We start from the raw sequence: 12,478 nt of genomic DNA on the forward strand, positions 1-12,478 counted from the left end.
TGAAATTCACGGTAATCCACTAGATTGCAAGCTTCACCCCCGACCGGAAGAAGTCAATTAGACGCACCAAAAAAACCCATTCGGCAGAATGGGTTCTCGGATTATAACAGCTAGTTGTTACGGACAGGACCGGTCGAATTCCCGGGCACCAGCTCAGCTTCCAGCATCACCTTATTGGGGACGGCTTGCCCGTTCATAATACTGAGCACATTCTCCAGGGCCATCCGACCCATCTCCTCTTCATTCTGCCGCATATGGGTGAAGGCATACCCGCTGCCCAAATGTGTCGGCGGACTGTCGAAGCAGATAATGGAGATATCCTCAGGTATGCGCAGCCCCAGACGTTCCACCGCCGTCTTCGCGAGCAGCGCAATATTGTATTCAATGGCAAATAACGCCGTTACGGACGGATGGCTCTGCAGATGGGTGACCAGCCGCGAGATATCCCGCTCAATATTATCCGCATGAAAAAACTTCGGCAGTGTCGAGGTTAAATCACTGACCCACAGTTCCTTATCAACCACGACTCCCCGCTGGGCATGAGCCTGAATGAAGCCCTCAATCCGGTCCTCCACCGCAGTGGTATCCACGGGAGGCGGAGACAGAAACGAAATATGCGTATGCCCGAGGTCAAATAAATATTCCGTCGCTTCAAGAGCTGCCTGCAGATTATCGGTGCTGATGGAGGCCGCAGCTACTCCTTTTAGATGTCTGTCTACCAGCACGAGCGGAAAACGTCCGATGACCAGCTTCAGAATTTCCGCATTGAAAAACTCGCCCTGGGCCGGGAAAATAATCAGACCGTCCACACCCAGATTCAGCAGCTTCTGGACCGCCTGCTCTTCATTCTCCGGAACACCGAAGGTTCTGCGCAGCACCAGAAAGCAGTCATTGTCGCGTGAAGCCTGCTCCATCCCGTAAATCAGCCCTGTCCCGTAGCTGTTGCCAAAGTCGGTGATAATCAGGCCGATTGTTTTCTCATTGGCACGAATATTCATCGCAGCCGGGGCTGTAAGGCTCATCCCCGGGTCAGGCTGCTTAGCGGAACCATCGGCCACGAACGAGCCGCGGCCGGGCTTACGGACGATCAGCCGTTCGGCGGCAAGCATCTCAAGTGCTTTTTTGCTGGTGATGCGGCTGACACTATAGGTCTCGGCCAGCTCTTTCTCGGAAGGAACTCGCTCTCCGGGTTTATAAGCCTCCGTAAGGATGCTCTCCTTCACTTCATCAAAGATCTTCTCATACATCGGCTTGGAAGAGGTTGATTCAGCCATAACGTTCCTGGTCCCCTGACGTTCATTTTTCGGTATCATACATAATAATATATCATGATATATTGTATTTGTCGATCCGTGGCGGTTCATGAGCATTCTGATTACTATGATTTACAGAATTCAGTCGCCCGGGTGATCCGAAGACTAATGTAGTCCACTTTCTGCTTACAACAAAAAACCGCAGCAGGAGTGATTTGTCCCGTCTGCGGGTGTTCGGGTAGTACCGGTGATCTCTGCGAGGATCAAGACAGGCTAGTAAGTGCGGCTGTCCTGAACATGAATATAATTAACGCCTTGCGCAGTCAGTTTAGAGCCGCTTGTATTCGCGACGCGGACCGCCTTCTTACCTTTACCGCTGAGGGAGAAGCTGATGTTATTCGCCAGTTTGTTCTCCACAATCTGTTCGAGTGCACTGTGGAAGCCCCCGACCGTCACACCCTCCAGGTTCTCCAGTACCGGTTCTTTGCCCTCTTCAATCGTCTTGAGAATTTGATAGATCAACGACTTGCTTCCGTCCATCCTGATTCGCCTCCTGCATCTATTGTGAGCGTTTACAACACATCCGCCTTGCATGCAAGCTTTTCCATCATTATGTATATTCTCTTATTCGACAGCCCAGACCGATTACCTCTTATTGGAATCTAATCTTCAATAAAAAGTCTCATCTATATGTCCTCCGCTCATGCTGCTGACTCCGACTAGTCTGAACACTCCATTCACTTTGGCATAGGTATTTATCACACTGGTGAATGCCGGCAAACATACATTTCGGACTACTCATATACTCTTTCAGCTTGCGTCCGGTGAAATCAGATATACTCCCACTCTTTTTGCCCTTGCTTCACTCTTAACGCAAAAAAGCACCCCTCAAGGTGCTTCCTGCCACTAGCCACTCTTCCTGCCACTTTCCATCTTATGCGTTCTGGCGGTATATCGGTGCGCCCAGCGGAGAGCTTCCGGCCCCGCCGTCTACGGAAATATCTGCGCCTTGGATATATGACGAATCCTCGGAGGCCAGGAACAGTGCTACCTTAGCGATCTCTTCGGGTACACCCGCGCGGCCCAGCGGAATCGACAGTGCCATGCCTGCCTCGACCTGCTTCCAGTTATCCATCGCCGACTCTCCCCAGATCGGAGTGCGCGTTACGCCGGGCGCGATGTTGTTGACCCGGATGCCCAGCGGAGACAGCTCGGAGGCCAGCACCTTCGTCATGCTGCTGACCGCTCCTTTGCTGGCGGCATAGGCGGAATTGCCGGGTCTTCCGGCCTTGGCTAACACGGAGCCGGTCAGAATGACTGAAGCTCCAGCCTTCAGATGAGGCAGTGCAGCCTGGACGGTGAAGAAGGTACCGGTCACATTGACCCGGAGCACTTCCTCGAAGGTGGCAAGCTCTGTGCTGCCCAGCGGTGTATAGCCCGCGATTCCTGCATTCGCATAGACCACATCCAGTCTGCCGAAGGCCTCTATTGCTGCATTCACAGCCTTCACCGCACTCTGCGGATCAGTCGCATCCGCCTGGACAGCAACTACGTGCTCCGCACCCAGCTCTTCTACCGCCGCCTGCAGAGATACCAGATTACGGCCGGTAATGACCACTCTGGCGCCCTCCGCCACAAATAACCTGGCACTAGCCAGCCCAATCCCGCTATTCCCTCCAGTAATCAATGCAACCTTCCCGTCAAGCTTCCCCATCGTTAACACTCCTCATCTATTTTATTTGAGACCGTTCGTTCTACTATAGTCAAAAAAATAATCTGCCTCGTACCAGCATCTTAGTACATTCGAGAACGATCAGTAAAGTATTTTTTTACCGGACGTTCTCGAATATCATCAGCCCTGCAAAAAACAGAAAATATCCCCCAATCCACAGTAACGCCCCTATCATGATGAAGATTCCTGTGTACCCTGCCCAGCCTGGCGGTTTCCTTGTGTACTTCAACAGAAGAAGCGATGCAACAACCAAAACCGCAGAGGGGATGCCTAAGATCTGCATTAGCATTATATTTACGATATCCAGGATAAACCCTTGGCTGAACCCCGGGCTCGTCTGTAACAGAAAGAGGGCCAACCCTACGATATTCAGCACTACAGCGCTGATCCAGAGTATTCTAACGGGTCTAACCATACTTCACCCCCTATGCTATCCCATTACCCGCTAGTCACAAGTATTACACCAAAGCAAACGTTATTCTCCACAATACCTGTCCTTCTGCTGCACCACAATAGAAACGATACCGTCCATTTAAAAGGACGGTATCGTTTCAGCCGAACACAACGTATGCTGTTTTTCGCATACATTCAGGCCGGGCCTGCTTGCGAGCACCGAATGTAATCGAAAAACCGATTACAACGGGACGAGGAGCGGCACGTGGTCCAAATGTAATCGAAAAACCGATTACAACGGGACGAGGAGCGGCACGTGGTCCAAATGTAATCGAAAAACCGATTACAATGGGACGGCGAGCGGCGCGTGGGCCGAATGTAATCGAAAAACCGATTACAACGGGACGGCGAGCGGCGCGTGGGCCGAATGTAATCGAAAAACCGATTACAACGGGACGGCGAGCGGCGCGTAGACCGAATGTAATCGAAAAACCGATTACAATGGGCCAGCGAGCGGCGCGTGGGCCGATTGTAATCGAAAAACCGATTACAATGGGACGGCGAGCGGTGCGTGGGCCGATTGCTCCTATTACAACAAGCAAGACGGGCCCGCCCCCATAGGGAGAAGACCCGTCTTTGTCTTTGTCTTTGTCTTTGTCTTTGTCTTTGTCTTTGTCTTTGTCTTTGTCTTTGTCTTTGCCTTTGACCTTCGTCATTTGTCATTCGTCATTCGTCATTCGTCATTTGTCATTTGTCATTCATCTTCGTCATTCATTCTTTCCTGCGTCATTCGCCATTATCTTACGGACAACCTACCGCCCTGCCGTCTCAAAAGAAAACCGCGCTGTCCAGGTAGCACCTGCATCCTTAGTCACGTAGAGGGTGGAGCTGTTCAAATCCTTGACCGCCAGCCAGCCCTGGTTGGCATCGGTGAACGAGATCGTTCCTTCGAAGCCGGGAACGGTCTGCTGATTCTTCCAGCTCTGTCCGTTGTTCTTGGTGAGCCCGATGCCCACTTGCTCCGCTGCCGGCTGGTACCCTGCCAGGAAGGCAGTCTTTGAGCCGATCAGCACCATATTGCCTGGGGTGCCCGAAGCGGGGCCCTTCTTCGCTACGGCTGCGCCGCTGCCCGGAGCCGGACCGCCGCCTGCGGTCTCCTGGGCAATCACCCGGGTCCAGCTGCCGCCGGAGTTAGAGCTGCCGTAGAGGGAATAAGAGGTCTGCGACATGCCGACGCCGCCATACAGCAGCGCATACACCTGACTGCCCTTAGCGTAGATCCGTCCGTAATTCGCCTCAGGGGTGGAGGCGCTAAGTACCTGCTTCCAGGATGCTCCGCCGTTAGTTGTCTTCATTACCCGATAGCCGCTCCCGGGAACAACTACCACAGCCCAGCCGTTATTCCTGCTGGTGAATTCCGCTCCGCGTGTGTTGGCAGGCGTCTTGATCAGACTCCAGTTCTCCCCGCCATCCTTCGTATAATATGTAGATGCGCGGTTGTAGCCGAAGCCCTGGTTGCTGTCCAGGAACTCTATCCGTTCAAAGGTTACTGCCTGGTTCGACAGCCTTGTCCAGGTAGAGCCGCCGTCTGCCGTTCTTAACAGATATTTAGCCTGTCCGTCCTTAACCGCGGCTAGTGCCCAGCCATGGACATTATCCGGGAAATCAATCTGCTGGAAGCTCCATTGCCCCTCATAAATCTTCTGGAAATGGCAGCCGCCGTCCGAGGTTCCAATCAGGAAGCCGTTCCCGGCTGCGCGCCCGGTATTCGCGTTCAGAAACTCCACATCCGAGAAGGTAAGCGGAATGCTGTCAGCTCCGCTATGTGCCTTTTGCAAATCCTGAAGCAGTCCGTGATCTCCAGTCCCGCAGGCCGGTGCCGGTGCCGAAGCTGCCGCCGCCTGAACCGGGGAAGCCGCCGTCCCCCAGCCTGACAGGGTAACTAGACCTGCGGTAAGAAGAGTTACGGTTATCTGCTGTAATCTGGTCGTTCTATTCATCGGTAACACCTCCTACATATATATACCCTCTCCACAGAATGCCACTCCGAAGGCACATGAGTATTGTAACCAGAGCTTCTGCTTCACATGATATAAAAAGACCGCATTCCGTCACTAAAGTAACAGAATGCAGCCTATTCATTTGTCTCTTCTTTGCTCATTTCAGTTTTAAAGGATTCGACACGTTCATCTGCCCAATTGTATACCTTATCTTTATCACGAGGACCTATAGCAATAATCTCCATACGAATTATTCCATTAGACTGCAGAACCGGTCTGTAAACAATCCGCAACGCCATTGCTTTGGGTTTTATTTTTGTAAAACCCAACAGCTTTCCAATAAGAGGTTCGCCATAACCATCAGGTTTGATCAGCGGCCCTCTCAGTGCCTGCTTATAGATTAAGGCCAATATGGTGGTGATCTCTTTTCGGTAGCTCTTTAAATCATTAAGCGCACCTGATCCTAAAACGACTTCAACATTAGTATCGGCAAGTAGCTGCTGTAATTTATTCTCTATTTCGGATGGCTGCATCAACTATATCTCCAATTCATCCGCCATATCTTGAATTTCCTGAAGATTTATATCCGTTACACCGATCTCATCTAAAGCGTGTGCCAAAGAGACGTTAGGTTCGAAGGTTTCCAGCCGCTGTAAGGCTGTAGCTTCTACTGCCTTATCCATGGCCTCGTAATACTTATCACGCAGTTGAAGTAATTCAGTCAGAAATTCCACGTTAATTATCGCACCCATGGAGTCCCTCTGACGGCCACTCTTCACTAAGAAGATTTCTTCACTTTTTTGATCATTAAAGGTTTCGAGTATTTCTGACAGCTTATTTTTACGAGTCAATTCTGTAATCGAGAGTACATTATTTTTGGCAAAGTTTATCATTGAGGCTGTGATGTTCTTAGGATCACTTGTCATTGAATGCACCGCCTTGTGACGAATGGTATTCATATGGGCTATCGACCTCCCCTTCTACTTTTAACTTGATATGCTAAGATTATTCTTACACGCACTTAGTTGTGTCGAAGTATACACATATAATAACACATTTATTATTCATCCTAAACATTCTTGGCCAGCCTGCATAATCCAATTTGAATCCATGACTATCACTCATAGCGCTTCCACCTCTTCAGACAGCGCTATTAACAATATACCTCCATCAGCCGAATGTATATAAGAAATGGTACAAAACTGTAACCAATTTTGCTGTTAAAATCTCCTATCCGTGTTTAATAATAAGTACAGAGCTTTACAAGCATACTGCATTCGAGGAGGAAGTGAACGGTATGATTAAACAGGATATTCAGCATGCACTTCTCTCCAATCTATGCCAGCGCGTGCATTTGATCAGCGGAGAAACGTACACCGGAGTATGCCAAATCGATCATTCCGCAGATGCACTGCATATTGAAACGAATAAAGGGACCTTCACCGTCCCCTATTGGACCATCAAGCGATTCATCTAATCACATAACGACAACCAAAAAGACCTCACGGCCACATCCGCAGATGTGAATCATGAGGTCTTTCTTGTATACTCATACAACCGGATTTGGTATCATACTGCCGCCCCGGCAATGCTTCAGGTAATTCAGCGCATGAACCTGGCCTGTCATCTCCAGCTCGTCCCGGTAGACCGGATCATGCCAGCCTTCAATATCAATCGTGCCCTGATAGCCGCCCTGCCGGAGAATGGTGATAATATCCGTCCAGTTCGTATCCCCGAAGCCCGGCGTCCGGTCCCACACATAAGGCTTCGGACCATGAATTCCGTACTCCTTGACTATGTCCCAGGCAATCGTCGCATCCTTGCCATGGACATGGAAGATCTTATCCACCCATTTGCGCAGCTGCGGGATCGGATCAATCAGCGCGGTGTGCTGGTGGGCAGGCTCCCATTCCAGCCCGAGATTGTCTGCTGTAACGGCGTTGAACATTTTCTCCCAAGCCGTAGGGTTATGGGCGATATTCCAGTCACCCTTCTGCCAGCTCCCGCCCATCGCACAGTTCTCAAAGGCAATCCGCAGACCCTTATCTGCCGCCCGCTTCGACAATTCGCCGAACACTTCAGCGAATCTCGGAAGCGATTCGTCAATCGACGAGCCGGGCAGCCGTCCGGTGAAGCCGCCAATAATATCCGTCCCGAACAAGTGAGCGTACTCAATCAGCTGCTCCCAGCCCGCCAAGGTCGCCTCCGTCTCGGCCTCCGGCCCGCCGCCAAGCGGATTACCATAGATCCCGACAGATGAGATCACGAAGTGATGTTCAGCAGCCAGCTCCCGAATCCGTGCCGCCGTCTCCACCAGATCGGTATCGCCAACCGTCTGCCAGAAATTCAGTTGAAAGGATTCGAAGCCATGCTCCACAATCTGCGGAATGACCTGGACGGCTTCGCCGCCGCGTACAAGCGTTCCTATTCTTAGTGAATCTTGCATGATTTTGTCATCTCCAGTTAGTTTTATAGTCAGCGCCCTGCTGTTACCGGCCCTTAATCATCTTGCAAGAGCCACGCTTGAGCAATACCGCATCATAGACAATATGCTGATGGGGGGAATGTTTGGTAATCAGGTCGAACAGCACGCCCACACTGGACAGTGCCATTTCGGTGCCCGGCTGGCTGATCGTATCCAGCGCAGGATGATAGTATTCGGCCATCTCAATACCGTCGAAGCCGATGATCGAAATATCATCGGGGATAGATAAGCCTGCGGTAAGCACAGCTTTGGCCGCACCGATCGCAATCGTATCGGAGGCCGCAAAGATAGCAGTTACGGTTCTGTCGCGGTTCAGCAGTCTGCGTGCAGCGTTGAAGCCCGAGCTTGGACTGTATTCACAATCCTCTACGAATCCCGAATGATAAGGTATGTTATGTTCTTCCAGCGCCATCCTGTAGCCAAGAAGGCGGCGGCTGCCTGTGGTGTCTTCCAGTAAAGGGGATTTGGCGAGAAAGCCGATGTTTCGATGTCCAAGCGAAAGTAAATATGAGGTTGCCTTATAGGCTTCCTTGGATTCATCGATCGTTACGCTTGAGAAGATGGACGGGTCCACTTCCTGTGAGGTAGTGATGGTCGTGAGTACGAATGGAACCGTTAACTGCTTGAATTTCTCTTCGGAGTGATTATAGGTACCGCCCATGAAAATGATTCCGCTAAGATTCTTCTCCTTCACCAGCTGAATAGCAGCGTTGATCTCATCGGTGCCGTCCTCTACCTGATGGATGAGAAACGGATAGCCGCGCAGATTGACCTGACGTTCAATCTCCTTAATCATAATGGAGAAGAACGGGTTAGTAATCCCTTTAACCATAAGTGCAATATTTTTGGATTGGGTTGTTTTCAGATTTCGGGCATTGGAATTGGGAATATAGTTATATTCCTTGACGACACTCAGAACCTTCTCCCGGGTGGCATCGCTCACCAGCCCCTTATTATTAATGACTCTGGATACTGTTGAGATGCCGACACCGGATATCCTCGCGATATCCTTAATGTTTACGTCCACTCTACTCCCCCATTTATAGGTAAGGGAGCTATAAGATATAGCTCCCCTGTAACCTATACATTCTTTTAGTTAACAGGTGTAAATTCTGCCAATTGTTTCTCTACTTCGGCAATGACCTTGTCAACTCCTGCTTTTTTCAGCTGATCGCGGTATTCTGCTACAGCCGTTTTTGGATCTTTATTTGTTTTACCCAGCATGAGCTGAATACCAAGCTGTGCATTCACGTTCGAGATCGAAGCAATTTCGGTAGTTACATTAGCCGGGTCGAAGCTGAAGCCGTTGTACGGATCATCGATCGCTTCTTTATCCCATGCAGCGAACAGGTCTTTACGGACCGGGTTCTCAGTATCACTAGGAATCACGAACTTGTCGTTTCTGAGCGACCAAGCTGAGAAGCCGCCGCCGTCTGTTTTTTCATTGAAGCCTTCCGGCTGTTTCTTCACGCCGTCTTCAATAACATAGTGCTTGCCTTCGATACCGTACTGCATCAGATCGTAGTAGCTCTTATCAGTCATGAACTTCTCAATGACCATCAGGGAGCGCTCTGGATTATTGGAATTTGCGCTGATAACAGTTGAGTTGTCTACACCCATCTTACGTTTGATTTTTTTGTTGGCTTCAGCAAAAGTATAGAAAGCTGTAGGAGCATCAGGCAGCGCCTTGATATCTCCGCCATACTGGCCGATCCAGTCTTGTGCATGAGTCAGATAACCCGCAGAGTTCGCGGCTCTGAAGTTGTCTTTGCTGCCGAGGGAAGCGGACAGAACGTCTTTGCCCCAGTAACCCTTGTCGCCCCACTCACGCATTTTCACAGCCCAATCCTCGAATTCCTGGGTGAAGGCCGGATGGAATACAGTCTTGTAATCCTCTGGGCTCTTAGTAACCAGGTTCAATTCATTAAGCGAGATCCCAGGTGCGTTCAGCCACATGCCTGTAGTATCTACGAGCATTCTGTACATGTTCTGTGCATCCTCAGCCTTACCGTTAATTGGCGGGAAGGATTCCTTGGCCACTACATTATCCATGTATTTAACCATATCATCGATTGTCTTAATTTCAGTCATACCGTATTTCTTCAGCAGATCGGTACGATAAGCATAACCGGCAGGCGTATATTCGCTGAACAGACTCGGTACGCCGTAGATTTTGCCATCCACCTTGGTGTTCTGCCAGGAGGATTCTGGAATCTCCGCTTTCAGCTTAGGCGCTACCTTGTCCAGCATGTCGGTAATGTCAGTCAGCGCGCCTTCAGTAGCCAGGGTGTAGTAGGACACAGGAGCACCCGGAGAAGCATGCGACAGATCGAACGATTCGCCGGAAGCGAACAGCAGCGGATACTTGGTCGCTACGTCTCCCCAGTCAATATATTTGATTTCAAGCGTAGTATTCAGATCGGCCTTAAGCTTCTTGTTAATCTCAGCCAGAATGTCTTTATTGGTAACTCCCTCACTGCCCCACAGGTAGTACGTCAGCTTCGCTTCCTTAGAAGTGTCTACGCCTCCGGAATTAGTGGAAGAGGATGGAGTATTCGACGAACCCGTATTTCCATTTGCATTATTGCTTGACGAACAAGCGGATAGCACTCCAGTAAGCATGAGGACAGCAGCTAGAGAAGAAGCAATCTTTTTACCTTTCATTCGGTAAGCCTCCCTTTTCTTTTCTATATTATGGATTTTGCATCTATAACAAACACCCTACAATAAGCAGGCGTCCATTAACCCTTGACAGCACCGATGGTAAGACCGGTTACGAAGTAACGCTGAATGAATGGATACAGGAGAATGATCGGGCCTGTGGCCAGCACAGCTGTAGCCATTTTGATCGATTGGGTCGGCAGATCAGCTGTATTAATGACCGCCCCCGAGTTGATGAGACTGCCCATATTCGCCTGGTTGATCATGCGCTGCAGGAAGTACTGGAGCGGGAACTTGCTCTGAGTGTCCATGTACAGCATTCCGTTGTACCACTCATTCCAGAAGCCCAGTGCCGAGAACAGTCCGATCGTTGCCAGTGACGGAACCGCCAGCGGCATGAAGATCCGCCAGTAGATGCGGAAATCGCCTGCGCCGTCAATTGTCGCTGATTCATACAGGGAATCCGGGATCGCCTTCATGAAGTTACGCATCAGGAAGATCGACCACGCTCCTACCACCGCTGGCAGGATCATCGCGAACAGGTTGTCCTTGAGGTGCAGATGCTTAACCATCAGGATGTAAGTCGGAATCAATCCTCCGCTGAACAAGGTGGTGAAATAGATCAGGAAGGAGAAGAAGTTACGGTATTTGAAATCCTTGCGGTTCAGGACAAATCCGGCCATGGACATCATGAACAGCCCGAGCACCGTACCGACAACTGTGATAAAGATCGTTACCTGATAAGCATCCACCAGCTTGGAGGAGTTACTGAGCAACAATTCATAGGCCTTGAAAGACACCTCATTCGGTATCAGCTTGTACCCCTCGCGGATAATCTCCTGCTCATTCATGAAGGAGGAGGAGATCATCAGCGCAAAAGGAAACACACAGAACAGGGCAAATACGGAGATGCAAATGTAGCTGATCACCTTAATGAAAATGCTCCCTGAATCCTGTTTAATAGTATTACTTGCCATATTAACACCCCTGTTTCTTATCTTGTCTTAGAACAACGCACTATCCGGTTCAACCTTGCGCACAATAAAGTTAACGACAAGCACCAGAACCAGACCGAATAAGGATTGGTAGAAGCCTACAGCAGCACCCATGGAGAAGTTAAATTGTCCCACGAGCGACCGGAAGACATACGTATCTATAATATCCGTCTGCGGATACAGCACGGAGTTTGTTCCAATCAGATTGTAGAAGAGATCGAAGGAGCCTTTGAGAATTCCGCCCATACCGAACAGGAGGAGCAGAATGAAGGTTGGCTTCAGAATCGGCAGAGTCATATAACGGATACGCTGCCAGGTAGTGGCGCCGTCCATATAGGCTGCTTCATAGAGATCATGGTTAATCCCCGTAATGGCTGCCAGATAGACAATCATACCGTAACCGGTACTTGCCCAAATTTTGAACGCTACAATGATGTATTTCCAGATTCCAGCGTCGGAGTAGAACTCAATCTTGTCTAGGCCCGTACTGGTAAGCATCGTATTGATAAACCCGGAGTTGAAATTGAACAGGTTATACGCGAATACGCCGACGATAACCATCGAGATGAAATTCGGAAGCAGAATAACCGACTGGGAGATCTTCTTGAACCACTTGCCCGCAATCTCCGACAGCATGATGGCAAATACAATCTGGATGATGTTACCCAGTGCAAGGAACACCAGATTGTAGAGCAAAGTATTCTTGGTGATATTCCAGAGGTCTCCGTTCTGAATCAGGAACTCAAAATTCTTGAGTCCGATAAAGTCACTGCCAAAGATCCCTTTGTTGAGCTTGTAATCTACGAATGCAACGTACGCGCCAGGCATTACCGCATAATGAAACACAGCAAAATACACAATGACAGGCAGCAGCATGAGATACAACACTTTGTTCTTCAATAATTCCCGGACAACATTTCCGCCCGATTGTACAAATCTTGCCAATGAACCCACCTCCA

General features: G+C 49.8%; 14 protein-coding genes. 1 reads left to right on the top strand and 13 read right to left on the bottom strand.

Annotated elements, in window-relative coordinates:
- Positions 1-110 precede the first annotated feature (110 nt).
- The 8 genes from MKX51_RS24135 to MKX51_RS24170 all read right to left on the bottom strand — a co-directional run bounded on the left by MKX51_RS24135 (position 111) and on the right by MKX51_RS24170 (position 6,337).
- Positions 111-1,274 carry a GntR family transcriptional regulator gene (locus MKX51_RS24135; protein WP_340994141.1) on the bottom strand — a complete coding sequence of 388 codons (1,164 nt, stop codon included), beginning with the start codon at positions 1,272-1,274 and terminating at the stop codon, positions 111-113.
- Positions 1,275-1,526: 252 nt separating this feature from the next.
- Complete coding sequence (locus MKX51_RS24140; RefSeq protein ID WP_340938634.1) at positions 1,527-1,793, bottom strand: hypothetical protein; 267 nt, start codon at positions 1,791-1,793, stop codon at positions 1,527-1,529.
- A gap of 394 nt (positions 1,794-2,187) precedes the next feature.
- Positions 2,188-2,967, bottom strand: coding sequence for an SDR family NAD(P)-dependent oxidoreductase (locus MKX51_RS24145; protein ID WP_340994142.1), 780 nt, complete (start codon positions 2,965-2,967; stop codon positions 2,188-2,190).
- A 115-nt stretch (positions 2,968-3,082) separates the two neighbouring features.
- The gene (locus tag MKX51_RS24150; protein ID WP_340994143.1) at positions 3,083-3,400 is read right to left on the bottom strand and encodes a hypothetical protein; all 318 of its coding nucleotides are present in this window, start codon (positions 3,398-3,400) and stop codon (positions 3,083-3,085) included.
- Positions 3,401-3,536: 136 nt separating this feature from the next.
- The gene (locus MKX51_RS24155; protein ID WP_340994144.1) at positions 3,537-3,980 is read right to left on the bottom strand and encodes a hypothetical protein; all 444 of its coding nucleotides are present in this window, start codon (positions 3,978-3,980) and stop codon (positions 3,537-3,539) included.
- Positions 3,981-4,190: 210 nt separating this feature from the next.
- Positions 4,191-5,378 (bottom strand): hypothetical protein, encoded by a 1,188-nt coding sequence (locus MKX51_RS24160; protein WP_340994145.1) that lies wholly within the window; start codon positions 5,376-5,378, stop codon positions 4,191-4,193.
- A gap of 134 nt (positions 5,379-5,512) precedes the next feature.
- A complete protein-coding gene (locus MKX51_RS24165; protein WP_340994146.1) occupies positions 5,513-5,911 on the bottom strand; it encodes a hypothetical protein in 399 nt (132 codons plus the stop codon).
- A gap of 3 nt (positions 5,912-5,914) precedes the next feature.
- Positions 5,915-6,337 (bottom strand): hypothetical protein, encoded by a 423-nt coding sequence (locus MKX51_RS24170; protein WP_340994147.1) that lies wholly within the window; start codon positions 6,335-6,337, stop codon positions 5,915-5,917.
- Positions 6,338-6,675: 338 nt separating this feature from the next.
- Here MKX51_RS24170 and MKX51_RS24175 point away from each other — a divergent pair, with 338 nt between their 5' ends.
- Positions 6,676-6,855 carry a hypothetical protein gene (locus tag MKX51_RS24175; protein WP_036697495.1) on the top strand — a complete coding sequence of 60 codons (180 nt, stop codon included), beginning with the start codon at positions 6,676-6,678 and terminating at the stop codon, positions 6,853-6,855.
- A 72-nt stretch (positions 6,856-6,927) separates the two neighbouring features.
- On the opposite strand, the gene MKX51_RS24180 is transcribed toward MKX51_RS24175, so the two are convergent.
- From MKX51_RS24180 to MKX51_RS24200, 5 genes are all read right to left on the bottom strand, one after another.
- Complete coding sequence (locus tag MKX51_RS24180; protein WP_340994148.1) at positions 6,928-7,824, bottom strand: sugar phosphate isomerase/epimerase family protein; 897 nt, start codon at positions 7,822-7,824, stop codon at positions 6,928-6,930.
- A 43-nt stretch (positions 7,825-7,867) separates the two neighbouring features.
- Positions 7,868-8,890 carry a LacI family DNA-binding transcriptional regulator gene (locus MKX51_RS24185; RefSeq protein ID WP_340938627.1) on the bottom strand — a complete coding sequence of 341 codons (1,023 nt, stop codon included), beginning with the start codon at positions 8,888-8,890 and terminating at the stop codon, positions 7,868-7,870.
- Between the two features lie 65 nt (positions 8,891-8,955).
- Complete coding sequence (locus tag MKX51_RS24190; RefSeq protein ID WP_340938625.1) at positions 8,956-10,527, bottom strand: DUF3502 domain-containing protein; 1,572 nt, start codon at positions 10,525-10,527, stop codon at positions 8,956-8,958.
- A 77-nt stretch (positions 10,528-10,604) separates the two neighbouring features.
- Positions 10,605-11,501 (bottom strand): carbohydrate ABC transporter permease, encoded by an 897-nt coding sequence (locus MKX51_RS24195; RefSeq protein WP_340938624.1) that lies wholly within the window; start codon positions 11,499-11,501, stop codon positions 10,605-10,607.
- Positions 11,502-11,528: 27 nt separating this feature from the next.
- Positions 11,529-12,464 carry an ABC transporter permease gene (locus tag MKX51_RS24200; protein ID WP_036725975.1) on the bottom strand — a complete coding sequence of 312 codons (936 nt, stop codon included), beginning with the start codon at positions 12,462-12,464 and terminating at the stop codon, positions 11,529-11,531.
- Between the last annotated feature and the right edge of the window lie 14 nt (positions 12,465-12,478).

It is taken from the genome of Paenibacillus sp. FSL M7-0420 (assembly GCF_038002345.1).
In the GTDB taxonomy this organism is placed as follows: Bacteria; Bacillota; Bacilli; order Paenibacillales; family Paenibacillaceae; genus Paenibacillus_AQ.

Bases quoted from the DNA above. Each gene is read 5' to 3' on its own strand.
- MKX51_RS24135 (WP_340994141.1), bottom strand. From the start codon at position 1,274: ATGGCTGAATCAACCTCTTCCAAGCCGATGTATGAGAAGATCTTTGAT.
- MKX51_RS24140 (WP_340938634.1), bottom strand. From the start codon at position 1,793: ATGGACGGAAGCAAGTCGTTGATCTATCAAATTCTCAAGACGATTGAA.
- MKX51_RS24145 (WP_340994142.1), bottom strand. From the start codon at position 2,967: ATGGGGAAGCTTGACGGGAAGGTTGCATTGATTACTGGAGGGAATAGC.
- MKX51_RS24150 (WP_340994143.1), bottom strand. From the start codon at position 3,400: ATGGTTAGACCCGTTAGAATACTCTGGATCAGCGCTGTAGTGCTGAAT.
- MKX51_RS24160 (WP_340994145.1), bottom strand. From the start codon at position 5,378: ATGAATAGAACGACCAGATTACAGCAGATAACCGTAACTCTTCTTACC.
- MKX51_RS24165 (WP_340994146.1), bottom strand. From the start codon at position 5,911: ATGCAGCCATCCGAAATAGAGAATAAATTACAGCAGCTACTTGCCGAT.
- MKX51_RS24170 (WP_340994147.1), bottom strand. From the start codon at position 6,337: ATGAATACCATTCGTCACAAGGCGGTGCATTCAATGACAAGTGATCCT.
- MKX51_RS24175 (WP_036697495.1), top strand. From the start codon at position 6,676: ATGATTAAACAGGATATTCAGCATGCACTTCTCTCCAATCTATGCCAG.
- MKX51_RS24180 (WP_340994148.1), bottom strand. From the start codon at position 7,824: ATGCAAGATTCACTAAGAATAGGAACGCTTGTACGCGGCGGCGAAGCC.
- MKX51_RS24190 (WP_340938625.1), bottom strand. From the start codon at position 10,527: ATGAAAGGTAAAAAGATTGCTTCTTCTCTAGCTGCTGTCCTCATGCTT.
- MKX51_RS24195 (WP_340938624.1), bottom strand. From the start codon at position 11,501: ATGGCAAGTAATACTATTAAACAGGATTCAGGGAGCATTTTCATTAAG.